Here is a 21,373-nt window from a genome sequence, read left to right as displayed (position 1 = left end):
GCGTGGCCCTCGGGCCACGCGGGCGATCAGAGATCTTGCTGGTAGCGGACGTAGGGCACGCGGCCCTCTTGGCGCTCGTCGGCCTTGGCGCGCGGCGCGACCGGGTTCTCGCCGGTGCTCATGAGGTTCTGCGCGCCGACGGTCAGGCGACCGGACCACGGGGTGCGCCAGGTCAGGCCGAGGCCGAGGGTGCCGTAGCTTTCGCGTTCGCCCGGAACGCGGACGACGCGGCCGACCACTTCGCCGCCGATCGCGCCGTAGCCGCCGCCCACGCTCAGGGTGCGGCTGTTCCAGCGCGGCGCGACGCCGCCGAGCAGCATGCTGTTGGCCGGCAGCAGGCGCGCGCGGGCGACGCTGCCGCCGAGGCGGATCCAGCCCTGCTCGCCGATCTTGAGATCACCGACGATGCCGAGGTCGTTCTGTTCGAAGCCCACGCCCGGCAGGCCGGCGAGCGGCGCGAGTTCCGGCGTGGCGAGGGAGAGCGAGGTGCCCGGAAGCAGGCTGTCCGCACTGCTGCGGCGGACCGAGCTGAAGCCCGTCCAGTCGCTGCGCCCGATGCGGGTGCCCAGTTGGGCGGTGAGCTGGCCGTTCGCCGGGGCCGCGGGGCGCGCCAGCTGGGTGACCAGACAATGATCATCGAGAGTGCTGGCGTCGCCGCCACCGTCGCTGGCATCGCCGCACAGCAGGCCATAGCGCGGCTCGGCGCTCGCCGACAGGCCAGCCGTCAGGCTGCCGTCGCGTCGCGACCAGCGCGTGCCCAGCGAGGCTGCGGCGCTGTCATGGCCCGGCAAGGTCGACGTGTCGATCCAGAGCACGGCCTGCAGTTCGCCGCTGTCGCGGTTCCAGACCGGCACCGGCATCGAGGACGGGTCCATCGAGGTTGCGGCGGGCGGCGTCGGCACCGCATCGACCGCCTGTGCCGTGACGCCTGCGCTGGGGAGCGCAAGGGCGGCGGCGAGAGCGATGGCGAGAGCGGTGCGCATGCGAAAGTCGGACTATCGACCGGGCAAGGAGTTCCCGGCCGTGCAGGGTATCACTTTACGCACTTTTAACAACAGTGCCGCCGCGGTCGGTTCGGGGTGCGGGGTGCCGGAACGCCCCACGGGGCCTGCCTACTGCAGGCCCTTCGGGCCGCTGACGTTCGCCTGGGCCTGGGGGGTGAACAGCGCGCTGATCGCGTCCTTCGCCAGCCGGTATTCCTTGCCGCAGAACTCGCAGTGGATCTGCGCCTCACCGCTCTCGGCGGCGGCCAGAGCCTCGGTTTCGCCTAGGCCGCGCAGCATGTCCTCCACCCGGGCCTGCGAACAGGAGCAGGCGAAGCGCAGGGGCTGATCCGACAGGAGCCGCACGCCGTCCTCGTGGAACAGGCGCCAGAGCAGGTCGGTGTCGGGGCCGGCCAGCAACTCCGCCGAGCCGAGGGTGCCGAACAGGGCTTCGACCCGCGCCCAGCCGTCCCCCTCGCGATCGGCATCGGGGAGCAGCTGCAACAGCAGGCCCGCCGCACGCGACCCGTCGGCGGCCAGCAGCAGGGCGGTGGGCAACTGCTCGGACTGGCGGAAGTAGGCGGTCAGCGCCTCGGACAGGGTGTCCTCCTGCAGCCCGACCAGGCCCTGGTAGCGCTGCACCTCGCGCTGGCCGGGCGGCAGCGTTTCGATGGTAATGGCCAGCATCGAGCCCTCGCCGAAATCACGCGGGCCGAGCACGGCCGGCAGGTCGCCCTCGTGGCGGGCAAGGCCGCGCAGCGTGCCCTGAGAAGTGCACTCTGCGAACAGGGTGCGCAGGGCGCCGGTACCGCGCAGCTGCAAGCTCAGACGGCCGTCGACCTTGACGTGTCCGCAGAACAGCGCGGCGGCGGCGGCGGCCTCGCCGAGCAGGTGTCCGACGGCCTCGGGGTAATCGGCGCGCGCGCGGATCTCCTGCCAGGTGGCGTCGAGGCTGACGAGCACGCCGCGGACGCCGGTGTCTTCGATCAGGAAACGGGTGAGGGTGTCGGGATTCGCCATCGGTGCATGGACAGCGCGGCGTCGGGACGCCACGCTTCGCGCTCGGTCGGATTCGGGGATGCGAATGGTAGCGCGGGGGCGGCGATGAGGCGGAACGCACGGCGCGGCGGACGACGGGGATGGCGTGCCTGGCTGTTCCGGATCGCCTGGGGCGTGCCGCTGCTGTTCGTCGTGGTGACGGCCTTGCAGGTGCTGGCCTTGCGGGTGATCGACCCGCCGACCAGCGCCTTCATGCTCGACCGCCAGTGGCAGGCCTTCGGGAGCGACGAGGCCGGCTTCACCTTGCGGTACGAATGGGCCGACTGGGACGCGCTCTCGCCCGAGCTGCCGATCGCCCTGGTGGCGGCGGAGGACCAGCAGTTCCCGTCGCATGCCGGCTTCGACCTGGCCGCCATCGACAAGGCGCTCGAAAACAACGCGCGCGGGCGACCGATGCGCGGTGCCAGCACCATCAGCCAGCAGGTGGCGAAGAACCTGTTTCTCTGGGACGGTCGCAGCTGGCTGCGCAAGGGGCTGGAGGCCTGGTACACGTTGCTGATCGAGCTGTTCTGGCCGAAGCAGCGCATCCTCGAGGTGTACGCGAACATCGCCGAGTTCGGCGATGGCGTGTACGGGGCGGAAGCCGCCGCGCAGGCGTATTTCGGCAAGCCGGCGCAGCGCCTGAATGCCGCCGAGAGCGCCCGGCTCGCCGCCGTGCTGCCCAGCCCGAAGCGCTACAGCGTGGGGGCGCCGGGCCCCTACGCGCAGCGCCGTGCGGCGTGGATCGCCCGGCAGGCGCGCAATCTCGATGGGCCGCACTACCTCGCGGCCTGCTGCGGCGTGCCCGGCGTCGACCCCGCTAAGCTGGAGCGATGATGCCGACCGTCGATCTCGTCCTGCTGGTCGCCGCCCACAACGAAGAGGCGGCGCTGCCGGCCATGCACCCGCGCCTGCTCGCGGTGGCCGAAGCGCTGGGGCCGCGCGTGCGCGTGATGTACGTCGATGACGGCAGCCGCGACGGGACGTGGGCCCTGCTGTCGGACTTCGTCGCCGCTTGCCCCGAGCGCGTTGGTGCCCTGCGGCTGTCGCGCAATTTCGGCAAGGAACTGGCCCTCACCGCGGGCCTCGACCACGTGCCACCCGGCGCCGCCGTCGTGGTGCTGGATGCGGATGGCCAGGACCCGCCTGAGCTCGTCCCAGCCATGGTCGCGCGCTGGCGGGCCGGGGCCGAAGTGGTGTTCGGACGGCGCTCCGAACGTCACGGGGAGCCACTGCTGAAGCGGGCCACCGCGGCCGCGTTCTATCGCGTCATCAACGCGCTGTCGGACACGCCCATCCCGCGCGACACCGGCGATTTCCGCTTGATCGGCCCGCGCGCCGTCGAGGCCCTGCGTGGCCTGCGCGAACGGCAGCGCTTCATGAAGGGCCTGTTCGCCTGGGTGGGCTTCCGTGCCGAGGCCTTCGATTACGAACGCGCGCCTCGCCTCGCCGGAGCCAGCAAGTTTGACTACTGGCGGCTGTGGAACCTCGCGCTCGAGGGGATCACCGGCTTCTCGACGGTGCCGCTACGGGCCGCGACCTATATCGGGTTGGCCAGTTCTCTGGCCGCCTTCGCCTTCGGCGTATGGATCGTCGTGCGGACCCTGCTCTGGGGCGACCCGGTGGCCGGTTGGCCGAGCCTGATGGTGGTCATCGCCCTGCTCGGCGGCCTGCAGCTGATGGCGCTCGGCATCATCGGCGAGTACCTCGGCCGGCTGTACCTGGAAGCCAAGCAGCGGCCGCTGTACATCGTCGACGAGGCGCGTCTCCCCGCCGCCTGAGCCGCAGGGCGGCGTGGCTTGAGCGCGCCCCTCGCCGGCGTATGATCGGGGCATCCACGACGGGAGCCAGGACGATGCGCAGCGTTCGACAGATCCTCGACGGCAAGGACACCCCGCTGGTGACGGTCGGGCCGGACGATCCGGTGCTCGACGCGCTCCGGCGCATGGCGGAAAGCGGCGTCGGCGCGGTGCTGGTGATGGAGCACGGCGCCCTCGTGGGCATCATGACCGAGCGCGATTACGCGCGGAAAATCGTGCTCCAGGGGCGCGCATCGGCGACCACGCCGGTGCGCACCATCATGACCAGTCCGGTGAAAACGGTGACGCCGGAACATCGGGCTCGCGATTGCATGCAGATGATGAGCGACCACCGCTTCCGCCACCTGCCGGTCGTCGAGGACGGCACGCTGATGGGCGTTGTTTCCATCGGTGATCTGCTGAAGACCGTGATTGCCGAGCAGCAGCAGGAAATCGGCCAGCTTCAGGCCTACATCGCGAGCTGAAGCAGAGAAAAGAAACGCCCGCGCGAGGCCGGCGTTCCTGCGGTGACTTGCGCGATCAGAATCTGTTGTCGCCGCCGAGCACCTGGCCAAGGCCGCCGAGCACCGAGCCCTCGTCGCGCCCCGGCTTCATCGCCGCCTGCATCATGCGGCCGGCGAGGCGCGAGAACGGCAGCGACTGGATCCACACCTTGCCTGGTCCGGTCAGCGTGGCCATGAACACGCCTTCGCCGCCGAAGAGCATCGACTTCACCGAGCCCACCGACTTGATGTCGAAATTGACGCCGTCGGTGTAGGCGACCACGCAACCGGTGTCGACATCGAGGCGCTCGCCCGGAGCCAACTGACGCTCCATGATGGTGCCGCCGGCGTGCACGAAGACGAGGCCGTCGCCCTCGAGCTTCTGCATGATGAAGCCTTCGCCGCCGAACAGCGCCGTCATCACCTTGCGCTGGAAGTGCAGGCCGATCGAGACGCCGCGCGCCGCGGCGAGGAAACTGTCCTTCTGGCAGATGATGCGGCCGCCGTAGTTCGACAGCGTCATCGGCACGATGGTGCCGGGGTAGGGCGCGGCGAAGGCGACTTTGGCCTTGCCGCTGCCGCCAGCGTGCGAGAACACCGTGGTGAACAGCGACTCGCCCGTGACGAGGCGCTTGCCGGCGCCCATCAGCTTGTCCATGAAGCCGCCGCTGGCCTGCTTGCCGTCACCGAAGACGGTTTCCATCTGCACGACGGCGTCCTTGTACATCATGGCGCCGGCCTCGGCGACCGCCGACTCGCCCGGGTCAAGCTCGATCTCGACGAACTGCATGTCCTCGCCATAGATCTTGTAGTCGATGACGTCGGCGCGCTGGCCGCCGGAAAAGGCCGGAGGCGGCGGCGAAGTGACGTTGCCGGCCACCGACTCGCTGCGCAGCTCGGCGCAGGCGGCGATCGGCACCCACTCGGCGAAGCCGTTGCGCCAGCAGTGGCCGTTCGGGTTCTTCGCGGCCTGCGCGACGGCGGCGGCGGTATCGAGCGGGCCCATCTGCTGGCCGTTGTAGCTGAGGTACCACTGGTGCATGGCGAATCTCCGTGCGGGGGGGAATCAGAGGCCGAGTTCGGCGTGGAGTTGTTCGCGCGCGGCGGCGTCGAGTCCGAGGCGCTGCGCGAGGTCGTCGAGGTAGCGGACTTCGAGCTCGGTGTCGCGACCGATCGCGATGACGGAAGCGACGTACACCTGCTCCCGCTGCGTCGGGCGCGTCCGCGCGACCAGCTGGGCCACCGTCAGCGGCGCGGCGAGTTCGCCTTCCAGCGCCTCGAGGTCCTCGGCGTCGAGCCCGGCATCGCGGGCGCTGCCGAGGATGCGCTGGCGCTCGTCGGCGTCGATCAGGCCGTCGGCATTGGCGGCGCAGATCATCGCGCGCAGCAGGTGCATGGCTTCGACGGCGCGCTCGGCGTCCGACGGCGCGGCGACGCCCGGCGCCGGTGGCGGGGACGAAGCGGCCGGCGGCGGAGGAGGCGGTGTGCCTCCATGCATCGGCTGCGGGGGCGGCGCGCTGCCGGTGGCAGCGGGTTGGTTGCTCGACTTGTAGTGTTCATAGGCGGCAATCGCCAGGCCGAGCGCGCCCATGCCGATCTTGGCCTTCGTGGCGGTCGACAGGCCGCCGCTGCTGCGACGGCCGCTGCCGCTGCCCAGTATGCCGCCCAGCAGGCTGCCGAGGCCGCCCGATCCGCTGGACGATCCGCCCGACGAACCGCCGAGCAGGCCACCCAGCCCGCCAAGGCCGCTGCTGCCGTAGCTCGATTTGTGGCGGCGCTGCTTGCCGCCGAGGCTGCCGCTGAGGGCTTCATTCATCACCTGCTTGAGCAGGCGTTCGGGGTCGAACATGGGTCGTCCTTCTACACGCGGGAGGCCGCCGCATCATGCCAAAGCGGGGTTAATCCCCCGTCAGTGCCGGAGGTCCTGCCCGTCCGCGGGGCGGCCAGCCCCCCCCTCCCTGTGGCACACTGCCGCGCCTTCACTTCGCCTTGAATCCGGACCGCGCGCGACATGGCCGACAGCATCGACAGCCACGCCCCGCGCACCCCCTTCCAGGTGTGGCGGGCGATGACGTGGTCGCTGCAAGGTCTCCGTGCCGCCTGGACGCTGGAAAGCTCGTTCCGCCTCGAGGTTTATCTCTTCCTGGTGCTGGCCCCGCTGGGCTTCTGGCTGGGGGCGGACGGCGTGGAGCAGGCGATCCTGATCGGCTGCCTGATGCTGGTGCTCATCGTCGAGGTGCTGAATTCGGCGCTCGAAGCGGTGGTCGACCGCTTCGGCAGCGAGTGGCACGAGCTCGCCAAGCGCGCAAAGGACATGGGCTCCGCCGCGGTGTTCCTGTGCGACCTCAACGTGCTGCTGTGTTGGGGATTGATCCTGCTGCCTCGCTGGCTGTGATGCCGCAGCGCTTCTCCTTCTCCTGAACCGGTACCGATGATCGAATTCCTGACCAGCCCCGAACTGTGGATCGCGCTGCTGACCCTCGCGACCCTCGAGATCGTCCTGGGTGTCGACAACCTCGTTTTCATCTCCATCGCGGTCAGCAAGCTGCCGCCGCACCAGCGCCCGAAGGCGCGCAAGTTTGGCCTCGCCCTGGCCTGCATCACCCGCATCCTGCTGTTGCTCACGCTGGCGTGGATCGCCGGCATGAAGCAGTCGCTGTTCACCCTGTTCGGCCATGCGTTCTCCATCCGCGACCTCGTGCTGATCGGCGGCGGCCTGTTCCTGCTGGTCAAGGGCACGATGGAGATCCACGATTCCGTGGAGGGCGACAGTGACGCCGAGCAGATCGACACCAAGCCTTCGGCGGTCTTCGGCTGGGTGATCGCCCAGATCGCGGTGATCGACATCGTGTTCTCGCTCGATTCCGTCATCACGGCGGTGGGCATGGTGCCGGCCGACCAGACCGGCATCATGGTGGCGGCGATCATCATCGCCGTCGCCGTGATGATCCTCGCCTCGAACCCGATCGGCGACTTCATCGACCGGCATCCGACGGTGAAGATGCTGGCTCTGACCTTCCTGATCCTCGTCGGTGCCGCCCTCGTGGCCGACGGTTTCGGGTATCACATCCCGCGTGGTTTCCTTTACTTCGCCATGGCCTTCTCGGGCCTCGTCGAAGCCCTGAACATGGTTTCCCGCCACCGCCAGGCGAAGAAGGCCGAACGCAAGCGTCTGGCCGGCTGAGGAGTTGTCGATGAGCGATGTCGCACCGCTGGTGCTGAAGAAGGGCGAAGAGCGCCGCCTGCGTGCCGGGCACCTGTGGGTCTTCAGCAATGAAGTGGATGTCGCGCGCACCCCGCTGACGGCGCTGCAGCCCGGCCAGCCGGTGATGCTGATCGACGGTGCAGGCAAGACGCTGGGCAGCGGCTACGCCCATCCGAATACGCTGATCGCCGCGCGGCTCGTCGACCGCGGCGGCCACGCGCTCGACCGCTCGCTGTTCGTGCACCGGCTCAACGTGGCGCTGGCCCTGCGCGAGCGCCGCTACGCCGACCCGTTCTATCGCCTGGTGTTCGGCGAAAGCGACGGCCTGCCGGGCCTCACCGTCGACCGCTTCGGCGACGTGCTGGTGGCCCAGGCCACCACGGCCGGCATGGATCGCCTGCAGGACGAGATCACCGATGCGCTCGACAAAGTCTTGAAGCCGCGCAGCATCGTCTGGAAGAACGACAGCAGTGCCCGCGCCATCGAAGGCCTCGGCAATGAGGTGCGCGTGGTCGGCATGCCCGTCGAGGGGCCGGTGGAAGTGCGCGAGGGCGCCTTGCGTTTCGCCGCCGACGTCATCGAAGGCCAGAAGACCGGCTGGTTCTACGACCAGCGCAGCAACCGCGATCGCCTTGCGCCCTGGCTGAAAGGGGCGAGCGTGCTCGACCTCTTCAGCTTCGCCGGCGGCTGGGGCCTGCGCGCCGTCGCCGACGGTGCGGCCAGCGCGGATTGCGTCGACGTGTCGGGCCGTGCGGTGCAAGCCGTGCAGGCCAACGCCGAGCGCAACGGCTTGGGTGATCGCGTCACGGCCCAGGCCATGGACGCCTTCGATTTCCTCAAGGCTGCGCGCGCCGAGCGCCGCCGCTGGGACGTGGTGATCGTCGATCCGCCGGCCTTCGTGAAGCGCAAGAAGGATTTCAAGGAAGGGGCGCTGGCCTACCGGCGCATCTTCGAGGCCGCCATGCAGGTGCTCTCGAAGGATGGCCTGCTCGTGGCCTGCTCCTGCAGCCACCACTTCCCGCGCAGCGCGCTCGTCGAGGCGGTGCAGGCCGGGGCGAGGCATCTCGACCGGCAGGCGCAACTGCTGGAATTCCTCGCGCAGGGGCCGGACCACCCCGTCCATCCGGCCATCCCGGAAACCGAGTACCTGAAAGGCGCACTGTTCCGCATCCTCCCGGCCTGATGAACGCCCCCGACATGCTGACGCTCGACCAGCCACCGCCGGCCTTCGAAGCCGCTCTGAAGGCGCTGCACCGTCTGGCGCAGCGCGATGAGGAGGACGTGCCGGGCCGGCTGCTGGCCATCACGGCGGAGACGCTCGGTGTGGCGCGGGCCAGCCTGTGGGCGTTGACGCCCGGGCGCCGGTCGATCCGCTGCGGCGCGATGTTCGTGCAAGGGCAGGGCGTGCTCGCCCCCGAGACCGAACTGGCCTGCGATGCGGCACCGGCCTACTTCCAGGCCATCGAAGGCCTGCTGGTGCTGGCCGCCGAGGACGCGCAGCACGATCCGCGCACCATCGAGCTCGCCGAGGGCTACCTGAAGCCGCTCGGCATCGGGGCCATCCTCGACGTTCCGATTTGCGAATTCGGCGAGATCGTCGGCGTGCTCTGCTTGGAGCATCTGGGGCCGGCACGGCGTTGGAGCGGCGCCGAGCGCCTGTTCGTTACCTCGCTCTCCGGCATCCTGTCGCAGCGGCACGACCGCCTGCGCATGGCTGCGGCGGAAGACGAGCGCAAGCGGCAACTGCTGTTCGATGCCGCCACCGGCCTGGCCGGCCGAAGCCTCTTCATCGACCGCCTCGCTCATGCCGTCGCCGAGTTGCCCGCGGGCCACGACCTCGCCGTGCTCGCCCTCGACCTTGAGCGCTTGCGCAGTCTGGCGCACCGCTATGGCGGCAATTTCGCCGACAGCGTGATGGCCGAGGGCGCGGCGCGCATCGGCCAGATGGTGCCGGCCGCCCGCTGTGGCCGCATCGCCGATGACACCTTCGCGCTGTGGGTGTCCGGGGATCGCGCGCAGGGCCTGGCCACGCGCCTCGCGGGGCGCCTGCAGCGCGCGCTCGCGCTGCCGATGGCGGCGCCCGACGGCGACACGTTGGAATTCAGCACCGCGGTGGGCATCGTCCCCGGCGCGCGCGCCGAGCCCGACGCCGATCGCCTGCTGCGCGATGCGCTCACCGCGGCGTTCAGCGCAGCGCGCAAGGGCCGCGGGCGCGTCGAAGTGGTCTGGCCCGACGTGCGCAACGAACTGCAGAGCTCGCTCGAGCTCGAGCGGGATGTCCGGCGCGCTGCGGACGCCCGCGAGTTCACCTTCCGTCTGCAACCCATTGTCGACCTCGTGTCGGGACGCGCCGTCGGCGCCGAGGCGCTGATGCGCTGGCCGCGCGAGGGTCGCGACGTGCCGCCGTCCGACTTCGTGCCCCTGCTTGAGGACAGCGGATTGATCGCGCAGGTGCACATGGGCCTGCTGCGCGAGCTGTTCGCCTGGGCGCGTGAGACGTCGCTGCTCGAACGCCGCCCTGGCTTCCAGCTGCACGTGAATTTCTCGCCGGTGCAGCTGCAGTCGCCGGGCTTCGTGGAAGAGCTGCGCGACACCGCGCGGGCCTACGGCGTGGAGGGCCTGCTGGTCTGCGAGATCACCGAGAACACCCTGTTCTCCAGCGGCGAAGATGCGGCATCGACCTTGCGCTACCTCGCCGAGATGGGCATCCCGGTGTCGCTCGATGATTTCGGCACCGGCTTCGCTTCGCTCACCCACCTGATCGACCTTCCGCTCCATGGCCTGAAGATCGATCGCAGCTTCTGCCTGCGCTGCGCCGACGATGCGAGGGCGCAGGCCGTCGTGGGCGGCCTGCTCGGCCTCGCCACCCACCTAGGCCTCGACGTGGTGGCGGAAGGCGTGGAGACCGAAGCGCAGCGCGCCTTGCTGGTGTCGCTGGGCGCGACTGTGGCCCAGGGCTACCTGTTCGACCGGGCGCTGGACCTTGAACCCTTCGCCCAGCGTTGGCTGGGCGATTGATGGAACCTTGAATGAGCTCTCTGCACGACATCGATCCGATCGCGGTTTCCCTGCCGTTCTGGCCGCACGGCATCCACTGGTACGGCTTGATGTACGTGCTGGCCTTCGCCGCTGCTTGGTGGCTGGGCCAACGGCGCCTCCGCGCCGGACGCCTGCCCGGCATCGACGAGAACGCCTACGGCGACCTGCTGTTCTACGGGATGCTCGGCGTGCTGCTGGGCGGGCGCATTGGCTACGTGCTGTTCTACGACCTGCCGGCTTTCCTCGCCGACCCGTTGGTCTTGTTCAACGTGCGAGGTGGCGGCATGAGCTTCCATGGCGGGCTGCTGGGGGTAATGGCTGCCGGATGGTGGTGGTGCCGCAAGCATGCGATGCACTGGTTCGACGTGATGGATTTCGTCGCGCCACTGGTGCCACTGGGGCTCGGCTTCGGGCGTATCGGCAACTGGATCGGCGGCGAGCTGTGGGGGCGCGTCACCGACTCGCCGCTCGGTGTCGTCTTCCCGCGGGCGCTGCCGGCGGAATACGCGAACCTGCCGATCGAGCAGCTGCGCGTGCTGCATGCGCAAGGCGTGCTGGAGCCGTTCGCGCGCTATCCGTCGCAGCTGCTGCAGGCGCTGCTCGAGGGCCTGGCGATGTTCGCGGTGCTGTGGTGGTTCAGTGCGAAGCCGCGGCCGCGCTTCGCGGTGTCCGGCATGTTCGCCCTGCTCTATGGCGTGTTCCGCATCGTCGCCGAGTTCTTCCGGCAGCCCGACGCGCAATACGGCTACCTGGCCTTCGGCTGGCTGACGATGGGCATGGTCCTGAGCTTGCCGCTGGTGGCGATCGGATTGGTGTTCCTGTGGCGCTCGCATACGGCGCCGACGCTGGCGAAGGAGGGCGCGTGATGCAGGCCTACCACGATCTTCTCACCCACGTGATGGCGAACGGTGCCATCAAGACCGATCGCACCGGCACCGGCACGCGCAGCGTGTTCGGCGCCCAGATGCGTTTCGACCTCGCCGCCGGCTTTCCGCTGGTCACCACGAAGAAGGTGCATTGGAAGTCGGTGGTGCACGAGCTGCTGTGGTTCCTGAAAGGCGAAACCAACATCGCCTACCTGAAGGAACACAAGGTTGGCATCTGGGACGAATGGGCCGATGCAGACGGCGAACTCGGCCCGGTGTACGGCAAGCAGTGGCGCAGCTGGGCCGCGCCCGACGGCACGGTGATCGACCAGATCAGCGACGTGATCGCGCAGATCCGCAAGAACCCCGATTCGCGCCGCCTGATCGTCAGCGCGTGGAACGTGGCCGACCTGCCGCAAATGGCCCTGATGCCTTGCCACGCCTTGTTCCAGTTCTACGTGGCGGACGGAAAGCTGAGCTGCCAGCTCTACCAGCGCTCGGCCGACCTTTTCCTCGGCGTGCCTTTCAACATCGCCAGCTACGCGCTGCTGACGCAGATGATCGCCCACGCTTGCGACCTCGGCCTCGGCGATTTCGTCTGGACCGGCGGCGATTGCCACATCTACTCGAACCACGTCGACCAGGTGAACGAGCAGCTCTCGCGCGACCATCGCGCGCTGCCCACCGTGCGCCTCAACCCCGAGGTGCGCGACGTTCTCGCCTTCACGTACGACGACATCGAGCTGGTCGGCTACGACCCGCATCCGGCCATCAAGGCGCCGGTGGCGGTGTGAGCGGCGTCGATATCGCGCTCGTCGCGGCACTCGACCGCGACTTCGCCATCGGCCGCGGCAATGCCTTGCCGTGGTCGCTGCCGGACGACCTGAAGCGCTTCAAGGCCCTGACCTTGGGCCATCCGATCCTGATGGGGCGCAAGACGGCGGTGTCATTGGGGCGTGCGCTGCCCGGACGCCGGAACCTCGTGCTCACGCGGAGTGGCCGCGTGCCTTTCGAGGGCATGGACGCGGTCGGGTCGATCGACGCGGCGGTCGCGGCGGCGGCCGATGCCTCGGCGACGACCCTGATGGTCATCGGCGGCGGTGAGGTGTATGCGCAGGCCCTGCCGCTCGCCTCGCGGCTGCATCTCACCTGGGTCGAGACGCGCGTCGAGGGTGCCGATGCCTGGTTTCCGCGCTTCGATCCCGCCGAGTGGACGATGACCGACAGCGAGTCGCATGCCGCGGACGCGCGGCATGCCGTCGCGTTCCGTTTCGCGGATTACGTCCGGCGCTGATTGCGCCTCAGTCCTCGCCCCTCTGGCCACCCACGACAACGCGCCCCGGTACTTGGTGCACGCGCGGCTCCGGCCCGAGTTCGAGGGCGGTGAGCTTGCCGCCCCACACGGCGCCGGTGTCGAGGCCGTGCACGCCGAGGCCCTGGAACAGGCCGAGGGTGCTCCAGTGGCCGAACACCACCGGCATCTCCCGCTCGACGGTGCCTGGCACGGAGAACCACGGGTAGAGCCCGGGCTTCTGCGTGCCGGGGCGGCCCTTTTCCTCGAAGGCGATGCGGCCGGCAGTGGTGCAGTAACGCATGCGCGTAAAGATATTGATGATCGCCCGCCAGCGGTCGACGCCTTCGAGTTTCGGCGACCAGTTCGGCTTGTCGCCGTACATGTTCTTGAGCAGGCGGGCGCCGCCTTCACCCTGCAACCGTTCCTCGACTTCCTGCGCGCGTGCCTCGGCGATCCGGATCGTCCACTTCGGGCCGAGGCCGGCGTGGACCATCGCGAAGCCGAGCTCGCGGTCGACGTGCATCAGCTTCTGCGCGCGCAGCCACTCGATCAGCGTCGTCGCATCGTCGTCGAACAGCACGCGCTGCAGGTCGGGGTTCACCCGGCGCTGCTCGTCGGGCCGGCGTCCGGCGATGGCCAGCAGCGAGAGGTCGTGGTTGCCGAGCGTCACCACGATGTGTTCGCGCAGCGAATGCAGTAGCTTCAGCGTTTCCAGTGACTGCCCGCCACGATTGACGAGGTCGCCGCAGAACCACAGGCGGTCCTTCGCCGGGTCGAAGCGGATCGCCTCGAGCAGGCGCAGCAGGATGTCGTGGCAGCCCTGGAGGTCGCCGATGGCGTAAGTCGCCATCAGTGCAGCGTCCGCGGGATGCTGAGCGCGAAAGGCGCGATCTCGGCGTCGAACTCGGTGCCGTCGTCGGCGAGCATCTGGTAGCTGCCGCGCATCTGGCCGCAGAAGGTCTCGAGCACGGCGCCCGAGGTGTACTCGAATTCGCCACCGGGCTTGAGCCAGGGCTGCTGCCCCACCACGCCTTCGCCCGCCACCTCCTGCACCTTGCCGTTCGCGTCGGTGATCAGCCAGCGGCGCGACAGCAGGCGTGCCGGCACGTCGCCGGTGTTGGCGATGCGGATCGTGTACGCGAACACGTAGCGGCCTTCGTCGGGCGCGCTCTGTTCGTCGAGGAAGCGGGTGGCGACGGCCACCGCGATGGCATAACGGGGGTTGGGCATGCCGGGATTTTACTTAAAGCGCGTCGGCTTCCGGGGGCTGGATGCCGGCGTCGATCAGCTGGTTCGACAACGTCACGTAGGCCTCCACCGCGACCGCCTCGGCGCGCGCGCCCGGATCGATGCCGGCGGCACGGATGGCGTCGGCGTCGCAAACGGTCGACAGTGAGTTCCGCAGCGTCTTGCGCCGCTGCGAGAACGCGGCGGCGACCGTGCGCGCGAAATGCGCCGCGTCCTTCACGCCGGCCTCGCCCAGCGGACGCGGCACGAGGCGCACCACGGCCGAATCGACTTTCGGCGGCGGCGTGAAGGCGCCCGGCGGCACGTCGAACAGCGGCGTCACGCGGCACACCGCCTGCAGCATCACCGAGAGGCGGCCGTAGGTCTTGCTGCCAGGTTCGGCGGCCATCCGGTCGACGACCTCCTTCTGCAGCATGAAGTGCATGTCCTTCACGGCCTCCGCGTGTTCCATCACGTGGAACAGGATCGGCGTGGAGATGTTGTAGGGCAGGTTGCCGACGAGGCGCAGCGGGCCCTCGACGTCGTGGCCGTGGCCGAGCTTGCCGAAATCCACCTTCAGCACGTCGCGGTGGACGATGGTGAGCTTGCCGTGTTTCGCGCCTTCCTCCGCGAGGGGCACGATGAGGTCGCGGTCGAATTCGATGACGGTCAGTTCGCCGTGGGCGCGCAGCAGCGGGAAAGTGAGGGCGCCGCCACCGGGGCCGATCTCGACGATGAATTCGCCGGGCTTCGGGTTTACCGCGCGGATGATCTTCTCGACGATGCCGGGGCTCGACAGGAAATGCTGGCCGAGTTGCTTCTTGTGGCGGTGGGCGTCGAGGCTCATGGGTCGTATCGGCTCAGTGCGTGTTGCGCGCAGCGGCGCGATGGCGGGCGAGGTCGGTGCACAGCGCCACGGCGTGCTGCAGGCTGGAGGGGTCGGCGATGCCGCGGCCAGCGAGATCGAGTGCCGTGCCGTGGTCGACGGCGACGCGCGGGAAAGGCAAGCCGAGCGTGATGTTCACCGCGTCCTCGAAGCCGCTCGCCTTGAGCACCGGCAGGCCCTGGTCGTGGTACATCGCGACGACGGCGTCGAAGTGGCCGAGGTGCTGCGGCAGGAAGGCCGTGTCGGCCGGCAGTGGGCCTTCCAGCAAGCATCCCTCCGCGCGCAGCCGTTCGAGCACGGGGATGATCACGTCGATCTCCTCGCGGCCCATCTCGCCCGACTCGCCGGCATGCGGGTTCAAGCCGAGCACGCGCAGGCGCGGGTTGGCGATGCCGAACGAATCTCGAAGTGCACCGGCAGTGATGCGCAGCACGCGTTCGAGGCCGTCCGCGGTGATCGCGTCGGGCACCGCGCGCAGCGGCAGGTGCGTGGTGGCCAGAGCCACCCTCAGTCGCGGATTGGCCAGCATCATCACCACGTCGGTACCGGCGACTTCGGCGAGCAGTTCCGTCGTGCCGGTATAGGCGATGCCGCCGCGGTTGATGGTGGCCTTGTGCACGGGGCCGGTCACGAGGCCATCGACCGTGCCGGCCAGCGCGTCGCGAGCGGCGGCTTTCAGTGCGCCGATGACGGCGCCGGCATTCGCGGGATCGGCGTGGCCGAAGCGCACCAGTGCGGCATTGCGATGTTCGACCAGCGCGAGCTCGCCCGGTCCGGCCTCCGCTGAAGCGTCATGCAGACGCAGCGGCAATCCGAGCGAATGCGCGGCGGCGAGCAGGGTCTCGCCGTCGCCATAGGCGACCAGCGTGGCGTCACGTGGGGCTTGGGCGATCCGGACGCAGAGTTCCGGACCGATGCCGGCCGGCTCGCCGGGGATCAGCGCGAGCCGGGGCGCGGCGGGCATCGGCTCAGGCGCCGAGGCGCGACTCGACGTAGGCGTCGGCGCGGAGCTGGCGCAGGAAGCGCTCGAACTCGTCTTGCGCCTTGCGCTCGCCGATCTGCTGGCGGGCGCGCTGGCGGCGGTTCTCGTCGGTGACGTCCTGCTGGCGCTCGGCGATGCGACGGACCACGTGCCAGCCGGCTTCGGTGCGGAACACGGCCGAGAGCTGGCCGTCCTGCAGCGACTGCACCTGCTGGGTCACGGCGGGGCCGAAGGTTTCGCCGCTGAACCAGTCGAGGCGGCCGCCGCGGTTGCGGCTGAACGTGTCGTCGGAGTTCTCGCGGGCAATCTTGGCGAAATCGTCGCCGGACTCGATGCGCGCGCGCAGCTCGTCGATCTTGCGGCGTGCGGCCTCATCGCCGACGACGTCGTTCACGGCCACCAGCAAGTGGTCGGCCTGGTATTCGGTGATGGTCTGCGGGCCCGACTCGCGGACGCCGACCAGTTGCACCATCTGGAAGCCGCTCGGGCCGCGGATCGGCGCGGTGTACTGACCGGGCTGCAGGCCCTGGATCAGCTCGGCGAAGCGCGGCGGGATGCTGTTCGCCTCGCGCCAGCCCAGGTCGCCGCCCTCGAGGGCGTTGCGGTCGTCGGAGTAGCGGATGGCGGCGGCGCGGAAGTCGATCTCGCCGCGGTCCATCAGCGCCTTGATGCCGTTGATCTTCTGCTCGGCCGTGGCCACCTGTTCCGGCGTGGCGCCGTCCGGCAGGGCGACCAGCAGGTTGGCGAGCTGGAATTCGGTGCTGTCGACGTTGCGCAACGCCAGGAACTGGTCGATTTCCGATTCGCTGATCACCACGCGGCTCTGCACCACGCGCTGCTGCAAGCGGCGCATCTGCAGTTCCTCGCGCACGCTGCGGCGGTAGTCGTCGAAGCTGAGTCCGCCGCCCTCGATCTGCGCGCGCATCTGCTCGATGCTGACGCCCGATTGGCCGGCGATGCTCTGCAGGGTCTGGTTGAGCTCGGTATCGCCGATGCGGATGCCGGTGTTCTCGGCGCGCGCGACCTGCAGGCGCATGAGCACCAGGCGGTCCAGCACCTGCCGCTGCAGCACATTCTCCGGCGGGAGTTGCGCTTCACGGCCTTGGTACTGGTTACGCACGTTGGCGACGGCGCGGTCGAGCTCGGACTTCAGGATCACGTCCTCGTCGACGACGGCCACGATGCTGTCCACGCTGCCACTGCTGGCACCCGGGCCGGCGAGCAGCTGGGCGCGGGTGGGTGCGGCGAACGCGAGGGCGGCGGCCAGGAGGCCGGTGAACGCGGGCTGGAGGAGCGAGGTCTTCGACATGGGGCTGGAACGGGCTCTGGCGCGCGGAAAGCGCTGGGTCAAGGCGAATAGCCGAGGATAGCATCGGACAACAACCGCTCTGAATCGCGGCCGAAGCTGCCGATGCCGTTCAGCTCGATTTCGAGGTAGACGCCGAGGTTGCGGTCGCCATTCAGGTCGCGGACGTAATCGCGGGCCAGCACGCGCACCGCCACGCAGCAGCTCTGCCATTCGAGGCCGCCCAAGGCTTCCTGCGTGCGGCGGTCGCGCAGGGACCAGGCCCAGCGGGCGACCGCCCGCCAGTTCGCGTTGATGGGCGCGGCGAAACTCATGTCCGTCTGCTCGATCAGGTCCTTGCGGTAGCGGTAGCTTGCGTTCACCACGCCGCGCTCCGAGAAGCGCCACTGCGTGCGCACCGCCGACAGGTCGGTGCCGAATTCCCCCGGATTCCACTGCTGGGCGAGCGATACGCTCCACGCGTCGCTCACGCGCCAGTCGAGCTCGCCGACGTAGGCCGAACCGTCGCTCGCCGGCGGGCGCTCCCCGGGGATGGTCACCCGCGGCGGGTCGAAGTAGTGGATGCGCCCCAGGCTGGCGGAGAGGCGCTCGCGGCCGTCGTCGGCGTCGAGCAGCCGGGTGGTGACGGCCAGCGTGGCCTGGTTGGCGTCGGTCTGGCGATCGGCGCCGGTATAGCGGTTCTGGCGGAACAGGCCGGGCCAGCTGAAGGACAGGGGCTGGGTATCGAACAGCGGCAGGTCGTCCTGCACCCGGTAGGGCACGCGCAGGTAGTAGAGGCGCGGCTCCAGCGTCTGCACGTAGTCGTCGCCGAACAGCGTGGTTTCGCGCTCGAACAGCAAGCCGGCGTCGATGCTGCTGATGGTGGTGCTGCGGTCCGGGCTGAGGTCGGTGCGCTGCGCCAGCACCCGCGGATCGCGCTCGAGCGTGTAGCTGGTCTGGCGGACGGCGAATTCCGGGTTCACGAACCAGCTCGCGCCACCGAAGTTGAGGCGTACCGAAGGCTTCACGTCGAGGCGCTGGCCGCCGGGCAGTTCGTCGTGCTGGAAGCGTACGGCTTCGGCGCTCACGCCGAGATCCATCCACGGCAGCACCGGCTGCAGCCACTGGCCGCGAATTCGCGGCAGGCGCGCGTAGGGCTCGCTGCCGGGCAGCACGGCCGGATTGGCGGCCTCCCAGCGCTCGAACGACACGCCGGTGGACCAGTAGCGGCCGCGGCCGTTCAGCGCGAGGCTGCTGTCGAGCAGGCTGAGCGTGTTCTGGCCGAAGTTGTCGCCGAGGTCGCGGAAGTACTCGCGGTCGCTGACGTCCTGCAGGTTCGCGGTGGCGTACCAGTTCGGCGACAGCGCGCTGAAGTGCTGCCAGCGGAAGAAGCCGCGATCGTCGCCGGTGCGGTCGTCGTCGGCGAGGTAGGTGCCCTCGACCCGGCCGGCGCTGGCCGCACCGAGATAGCGGAACTCGCCGCCGAGCATCAGGCCGCGGCGCGACATCCAACGCGGCGTCAGCGTGGCATCCATGTTCGGCGCGAGGTTGAGGTAGATCGGCTGCTCGTAGTCGAAGCCGTTCTCGTCCTGCACGCCGATCTTCGGGGCCAGCAAGCCGGTGCGGCGTTCACTGGTGGTCGGGAAGCTGATCCACGGCAGCCAGAGCACCGGCACGTCGCCAAGGCGCAGGACCGCGCTCTGTGCGACGCCGCGCTGGGCCGCGTCGTCGATCTCGATGGTCGAGGCCTCGAAGGCCCATTGGCGCTGCCCGGGCGGGCAGGTGGAAAACAGCGCGTCAGCCAGCGTGCTGCGTTCGCCCTCGCGCACCACGCTCGCGGCGCTGCCGTTGCCCATCGTGCCGTCGAGCAGCTGGAACTGGACGTCGCGCAGGCGGACGCGCTCGGCGGCGTTGTCGCCGTCCGCCGAGGTCGCCGCGACGCGCAGGCGCTCGTCCTCGAAGCGAAGCGGGCCCGGGCTCTCCCAGGTCTCGTTCTCATGTCGGTAGACCAGCGCGTCGGTGCCCACCCACTGGTCGGCGCGTGTCAATTCGACGCGGCCGCGGAAGGTCGTCACCTTCTCGCCGGAGACGTCCAGCGCGTCGGACTGCACCTGCGTGGCGCTGGTGCCGCGTTCGGCCGCGCCGGCCGTCGGGGCGCTGGTGCGCGCGCCTTCCAGCGTCATCGGGGCGCGGCATAGCACCCAGTCCGGGCTGGCCAGCGGCTCGGCGGCGCGTGCGGGCAGGGCCAGGGCGAGGCCCAGGGCGAGGGCCAGCGGGTGCAGGTTCGGTCGCGACACGGACAAGCCTCTCACTTCGTGACCCGTAAGCTTGACTCAAAACCGCTCCCAGCCGGGAGCCCCGCGCCGCGATCCGCGGCCCCGACGATGCCGGAGGACCCCCGATGACCGCGCCCGTCCGCAAAACCGAGGCCGAATGGCAGGCCGAGCTGAGCCCCGAGCAGTACGCCATCTGCCGATGCTCTGCGACCGAGCCGCCCTTCACCGGCGCGTTCTGGGACCACCATGCCGACGGCGTCTACGGCTGCGTCGCCTGCGGGGCGGCCCTGTTCGATTCAACGGCGAAGTACGACTCCGGCAGCGGCTGGCCGAGTTACTGGCAGCCGATGGCTCGCGAAGCGGTGGCGCTAAAAGAGGATGGCTCCCACGGCATGCGTCGCACGGAGGTCTGCTGCGCTGCTTGCGATTCGCATCTGGGGCACGTGTTCCCGGATGGGCCGAAGCCGACGGGCTTGCGCTACTGCATCAACTCGGCGGCGCTGCGCTTCACGCCGCGGTGAGGCCGCGGAGGTGGGCCACGCTGCACTCACGCAGCGCGGTGAGGCTGTAGCCGCCCTCCAGCACGGACACAAGTCGTCCGCGGCATTGGCGGGCCGCCAGGTCGGCCAACTCCGCCGACAGCCAGCGGTAGTCCTCGGCCGTCAGTTCGAGATCGGCGAGCGGGTCGAGGTGGTGGCCGTCGAAGCCGGCTGAAACGAGCAGCAGTTGCGGTCGGAAGGCTTCGAGCGCCGGCAGCAGCTTGGCGCGCCATGCATCGCGGAACACCGCGCTGCCCGCGCGCAGCGGCAGCGGCGCGTTGACCACGTTGCCCACGCCGGTATCGCTTTCCATGCCGGTGCCCGGGTACAGCGGATGCTGGTGCGAGCTCAGGTAGGCGACGCGCGGCTCGGCGGCGAATATCGCCTCGGTGCCATTGCCGTGGTGCACATCGAAATCCACCACCGCGACACGCGAGAGGCCGTGCGCGTGCACGGCGTGCGCCGCGCCGATGGCGATGCCGTTCAGCAGGCAGAAGCCCATGGCCGTCTCGCGCGTGGCGTGGTGGCCCGGAGGGCGCACGGCGCAGAACGCCTGGGTGATCTCTCCGGCCATCACCGCGTCGACCGCCGCCACGACGGCGCCGGCGGCGCGCCGGGCGGCCTCGGGTGAATCCGGCGACATCGCGGTGTCGGCATCGAGGCGCACGAGCGCCTCGCCGTCGAAGCGGGCGTCGAAGATCGCGTCGACGAGGGCCTTGGTATGCACGCGCTCGGCTGCTTCGCGGCTGGCCAGTGGCGCCTCGATCCACTCCAGCGGCTGGATGGCGGCGCGCAGGGCTTCCGTCACGGCCTGCAGGCGTGCCGGGCACTCCGGATGCCCCGGGCCGGGCTGGTGGGCGAGGCAGGACGGGTGCGTATAGACGCGCATCAACGCCGGCGGTCGTGGCGCCAGAGCACTTCACCGTGGCCGCTCTCGCGCGCCAGCACGCGGCACAGCACGAAGAGCAGGTCGGAGAGGCGGTTGAGGTAGCGGATCGCTTCCGGGCGCACGGCGTCATGGTGCGAGAGCGTCACGACCTCGCGCTCGGCGCGACGGCAGATCGTGCGCGCGAGGTGCGCCTGCGCCGCCGCCATGCCGCCACCGGGCAGGATGAAATCCTTCAGCGGCGGCAGATCGGCGTTGAAGCGGTCGAGCGTGTCCTCGAGCGCCTGGATGTCGGCGTCGAAAATGGCCGCGTGGCCGGGAATGCAGAGTTCGCCGCCCAAATCGAACATCTGGTGCTGCACGGCGACCAGCACGTTGCGGATCGAATCGGGGATCTCGCAAGCCAGCACGATGCCAATGGCGCTGTTCGCTTCGTCGACGGTGCCGTAAGCGGTGACGCGGGCCGAATCCTTGGACACGCGGGCGCCGTCACCGAGGCCGGTGCTGCCGTCGTCGCCGGTGCGGGTGTAGATCTTGGAGAGGCGATTGCCCACGCGGAGTTCCT

The 21,373-nt window shown here is 69.7% G+C and carries 23 protein-coding genes; 11 read left to right on the top strand and 12 right to left on the bottom strand.

The window, feature by feature from the left end:
• Positions 1-26: 26 nt before the first annotated feature.
• Together O9255_RS01040 and O9255_RS01035 are read right to left on the bottom strand one after the other, a co-directional pair.
• Positions 27-983: a hypothetical protein gene (locus O9255_RS01040; protein WP_297864963.1), complete on the bottom strand. Its 957-nt coding sequence runs from the start codon at positions 981-983 to the stop codon at positions 27-29.
• Positions 984-1,112: 129 nt separating this feature from the next.
• Positions 1,113-2,003 carry an Hsp33 family molecular chaperone HslO gene (locus O9255_RS01035; RefSeq protein WP_297864962.1) on the bottom strand — a complete coding sequence of 297 codons (891 nt, stop codon included), beginning with the start codon at positions 2,001-2,003 and terminating at the stop codon, positions 1,113-1,115.
• 84 nt (positions 2,004-2,087) lie between these two features.
• On the opposite strand from O9255_RS01035, the gene mtgA reads away from it, so the two are divergent.
• From mtgA to O9255_RS01020, 3 genes are all read left to right on the top strand, one after another.
• Entirely contained in the window at positions 2,088-2,858 is a 771-nt protein-coding gene (gene mtgA, locus O9255_RS01030; protein WP_297864961.1) for a monofunctional biosynthetic peptidoglycan transglycosylase, read from the top strand.
• On the top strand, positions 2,858-3,802 hold the full coding sequence (locus O9255_RS01025; RefSeq protein WP_297864998.1) for a glycosyltransferase family 2 protein: 945 nt from the start codon (positions 2,858-2,860) through the stop codon (positions 3,800-3,802). Before mtgA ends, O9255_RS01025 begins: the two co-directional genes overlap by 1 nt.
• Positions 3,803-3,876: 74 nt before the next feature.
• Complete coding sequence (locus O9255_RS01020; RefSeq protein WP_297864997.1) at positions 3,877-4,305, top strand: CBS domain-containing protein; 429 nt, start codon at positions 3,877-3,879, stop codon at positions 4,303-4,305.
• 55 nt (positions 4,306-4,360) lie between these two features.
• Here O9255_RS01020 and O9255_RS01015 read toward each other — a convergent pair whose 3' ends face one another.
• Together O9255_RS01015 and O9255_RS01010 are read right to left on the bottom strand one after the other, a co-directional pair.
• Complete coding sequence (locus O9255_RS01015) at positions 4,361-5,365, bottom strand: TIGR00266 family protein (RefSeq protein ID WP_297864960.1); 1,005 nt, start codon at positions 5,363-5,365, stop codon at positions 4,361-4,363.
• Positions 5,366-5,389: 24 nt separating this feature from the next.
• Complete coding sequence (locus tag O9255_RS01010; protein WP_297864959.1) at positions 5,390-6,172, bottom strand: DUF533 domain-containing protein; 783 nt, start codon at positions 6,170-6,172, stop codon at positions 5,390-5,392.
• 162 nt (positions 6,173-6,334) lie between these two features.
• On the opposite strand from O9255_RS01010, the gene O9255_RS01005 reads away from it, so the two are divergent.
• Genes O9255_RS01005 through O9255_RS00975 form a run of 7 tightly spaced genes read left to right on the top strand, consistent with a single transcriptional unit; the run spans position 6,335 to position 12,727 of the window.
• Positions 6,335-6,718 carry a diacylglycerol kinase gene (locus O9255_RS01005; protein WP_297864958.1) on the top strand — a complete coding sequence of 128 codons (384 nt, stop codon included), beginning with the start codon at positions 6,335-6,337 and terminating at the stop codon, positions 6,716-6,718.
• A 36-nt stretch (positions 6,719-6,754) separates the two neighbouring features.
• Entirely contained in the window at positions 6,755-7,507 is a 753-nt protein-coding gene (locus O9255_RS01000; RefSeq protein ID WP_297864957.1) for a TerC family protein, read from the top strand.
• A gap of 10 nt (positions 7,508-7,517) precedes the next feature.
• Positions 7,518-8,711, top strand: a complete 1,194-nt coding sequence (locus O9255_RS00995) for a class I SAM-dependent rRNA methyltransferase (RefSeq protein WP_297864956.1) — start codon at positions 7,518-7,520, stop codon at positions 8,709-8,711.
• Positions 8,711-10,546 carry a GGDEF and EAL domain-containing protein gene (locus tag O9255_RS00990; protein WP_297864955.1) on the top strand — a complete coding sequence of 612 codons (1,836 nt, stop codon included), beginning with the start codon at positions 8,711-8,713 and terminating at the stop codon, positions 10,544-10,546. The genes O9255_RS00995 and O9255_RS00990 overlap by 1 nt, the downstream gene beginning before the upstream one ends.
• A gap of 11 nt (positions 10,547-10,557) precedes the next feature.
• Complete coding sequence (lgt, locus tag O9255_RS00985; RefSeq protein WP_297864954.1) at positions 10,558-11,433, top strand: prolipoprotein diacylglyceryl transferase; 876 nt, start codon at positions 10,558-10,560, stop codon at positions 11,431-11,433.
• Positions 11,433-12,227, top strand: a complete 795-nt coding sequence (locus tag O9255_RS00980) for a thymidylate synthase (RefSeq protein WP_297864953.1) — start codon at positions 11,433-11,435, stop codon at positions 12,225-12,227. The genes lgt and O9255_RS00980 overlap by 1 nt, the downstream gene beginning before the upstream one ends.
• Positions 12,224-12,727: a dihydrofolate reductase gene (locus O9255_RS00975; RefSeq protein WP_297864952.1), complete on the top strand. Its 504-nt coding sequence runs from the start codon at positions 12,224-12,226 to the stop codon at positions 12,725-12,727. The genes O9255_RS00980 and O9255_RS00975 overlap by 4 nt, the downstream gene beginning before the upstream one ends.
• Before the next feature lie 7 nt (positions 12,728-12,734).
• Here O9255_RS00975 and O9255_RS00970 read toward each other — a convergent pair whose 3' ends face one another.
• Genes O9255_RS00970 through lptD form a run of 6 tightly spaced genes read right to left on the bottom strand, consistent with a single transcriptional unit; the run spans position 12,735 to position 19,404 of the window.
• Positions 12,735-13,577 (bottom strand): symmetrical bis(5'-nucleosyl)-tetraphosphatase, encoded by an 843-nt coding sequence (locus tag O9255_RS00970; RefSeq protein ID WP_297864951.1) that lies wholly within the window; start codon positions 13,575-13,577, stop codon positions 12,735-12,737.
• Entirely contained in the window at positions 13,577-13,957 is a 381-nt protein-coding gene (gene apaG / locus O9255_RS00965) for a Co2+/Mg2+ efflux protein ApaG (RefSeq protein WP_297864950.1), read from the bottom strand. Before apaG ends, O9255_RS00970 begins: the two co-directional genes overlap by 1 nt.
• Before the next feature lie 13 nt (positions 13,958-13,970).
• Positions 13,971-14,801: a 16S rRNA (adenine(1518)-N(6)/adenine(1519)-N(6))-dimethyltransferase RsmA gene (rsmA, locus tag O9255_RS00960; RefSeq protein WP_297864949.1), complete on the bottom strand. Its 831-nt coding sequence runs from the start codon at positions 14,799-14,801 to the stop codon at positions 13,971-13,973.
• A 13-nt stretch (positions 14,802-14,814) separates the two neighbouring features.
• Positions 14,815-15,804 (bottom strand): 4-hydroxythreonine-4-phosphate dehydrogenase PdxA, encoded by a 990-nt coding sequence (gene pdxA, locus O9255_RS00955; RefSeq protein WP_297864948.1) that lies wholly within the window; start codon positions 15,802-15,804, stop codon positions 14,815-14,817.
• A gap of 4 nt (positions 15,805-15,808) precedes the next feature.
• The gene (locus O9255_RS00950) at positions 15,809-17,131 is read right to left on the bottom strand and encodes a peptidylprolyl isomerase (RefSeq protein WP_297864947.1); all 1,323 of its coding nucleotides are present in this window, start codon (positions 17,129-17,131) and stop codon (positions 15,809-15,811) included.
• Positions 17,132-17,169: 38 nt separating this feature from the next.
• On the bottom strand, positions 17,170-19,404 hold the full coding sequence (lptD, locus tag O9255_RS00945; RefSeq protein WP_297864946.1) for an LPS assembly protein LptD: 2,235 nt from the start codon (positions 19,402-19,404) through the stop codon (positions 17,170-17,172).
• A gap of 104 nt (positions 19,405-19,508) precedes the next feature.
• On the opposite strand from lptD, the gene msrB reads away from it, so the two are divergent.
• A complete protein-coding gene (gene msrB / locus O9255_RS00940; RefSeq protein ID WP_297864945.1) occupies positions 19,509-19,904 on the top strand; it encodes a peptide-methionine (R)-S-oxide reductase MsrB in 396 nt (131 codons plus the stop codon).
• Here the strand turns inward: msrB and O9255_RS00935 are convergent.
• Positions 19,891-20,811, bottom strand: a complete 921-nt coding sequence (locus O9255_RS00935; RefSeq protein WP_297864944.1) for a histone deacetylase family protein — start codon at positions 20,809-20,811, stop codon at positions 19,891-19,893. The genes msrB and O9255_RS00935 overlap by 14 nt on opposite strands.
• The gene (locus tag O9255_RS00930; protein ID WP_297864943.1) at positions 20,811-21,362 is read right to left on the bottom strand and encodes a cob(I)yrinic acid a,c-diamide adenosyltransferase; all 552 of its coding nucleotides are present in this window, start codon (positions 21,360-21,362) and stop codon (positions 20,811-20,813) included. Before O9255_RS00930 ends, O9255_RS00935 begins: the two co-directional genes overlap by 1 nt.
• Between the last annotated feature and the right edge of the window lie 11 nt (positions 21,363-21,373).

Origin of the sequence: Silanimonas sp. (genome assembly GCF_027530345.1) — a bacterium.
Taxonomy (GTDB): domain Bacteria; phylum Pseudomonadota; class Gammaproteobacteria; order Xanthomonadales; family Xanthomonadaceae; genus Silanimonas.
This window is presented reverse-complemented; position numbering and strand designations above follow the sequence as displayed.

Coding starts and splice junctions, on each gene's coding strand:
- O9255_RS00935 (WP_297864944.1), bottom strand. CDS start 20,811: ATGCGCGTCTATACGCACCCGTCCTGCCTCGCCCACCAGCCCGGCCCG.
- O9255_RS00980 (WP_297864953.1), top strand. CDS start 11,433: ATGCAGGCCTACCACGATCTTCTCACCCACGTGATGGCGAACGGTGCC.
- O9255_RS01010 (WP_297864959.1), bottom strand. CDS start 6,172: ATGTTCGACCCCGAACGCCTGCTCAAGCAGGTGATGAATGAAGCCCTC.
- O9255_RS01025 (WP_297864998.1), top strand. CDS start 2,858: ATGCCGACCGTCGATCTCGTCCTGCTGGTCGCCGCCCACAACGAAGAG.
- O9255_RS01000 (WP_297864957.1), top strand. CDS start 6,755: ATGATCGAATTCCTGACCAGCCCCGAACTGTGGATCGCGCTGCTGACC.
- O9255_RS01015 (WP_297864960.1), bottom strand. CDS start 5,365: ATGCACCAGTGGTACCTCAGCTACAACGGCCAGCAGATGGGCCCGCTC.
- O9255_RS00995 (WP_297864956.1), top strand. CDS start 7,518: ATGAGCGATGTCGCACCGCTGGTGCTGAAGAAGGGCGAAGAGCGCCGC.
- O9255_RS00950 (WP_297864947.1), bottom strand. CDS start 17,131: ATGTCGAAGACCTCGCTCCTCCAGCCCGCGTTCACCGGCCTCCTGGCC.
- msrB (WP_297864945.1), top strand. CDS start 19,509: ATGACCGCGCCCGTCCGCAAAACCGAGGCCGAATGGCAGGCCGAGCTG.
- O9255_RS00990 (WP_297864955.1), top strand. CDS start 8,711: ATGAACGCCCCCGACATGCTGACGCTCGACCAGCCACCGCCGGCCTTC.
- O9255_RS01005 (WP_297864958.1), top strand. CDS start 6,335: ATGGCCGACAGCATCGACAGCCACGCCCCGCGCACCCCCTTCCAGGTG.
- O9255_RS00970 (WP_297864951.1), bottom strand. CDS start 13,577: ATGGCGACTTACGCCATCGGCGACCTCCAGGGCTGCCACGACATCCTG.
- pdxA (WP_297864948.1), bottom strand. CDS start 15,804: ATGCCCGCCGCGCCCCGGCTCGCGCTGATCCCCGGCGAGCCGGCCGGC.
- rsmA (WP_297864949.1), bottom strand. CDS start 14,801: ATGAGCCTCGACGCCCACCGCCACAAGAAGCAACTCGGCCAGCATTTC.
- apaG (WP_297864950.1), bottom strand. CDS start 13,957: ATGCCCAACCCCCGTTATGCCATCGCGGTGGCCGTCGCCACCCGCTTC.
- lgt (WP_297864954.1), top strand. CDS start 10,558: ATGAGCTCTCTGCACGACATCGATCCGATCGCGGTTTCCCTGCCGTTC.
- O9255_RS01020 (WP_297864997.1), top strand. CDS start 3,877: ATGCGCAGCGTTCGACAGATCCTCGACGGCAAGGACACCCCGCTGGTG.
- O9255_RS01035 (WP_297864962.1), bottom strand. CDS start 2,003: ATGGCGAATCCCGACACCCTCACCCGTTTCCTGATCGAAGACACCGGC.
- mtgA (WP_297864961.1), top strand. CDS start 2,088: ATGAGGCGGAACGCACGGCGCGGCGGACGACGGGGATGGCGTGCCTGG.
- O9255_RS01040 (WP_297864963.1), bottom strand. CDS start 983: ATGCGCACCGCTCTCGCCATCGCTCTCGCCGCCGCCCTTGCGCTCCCC.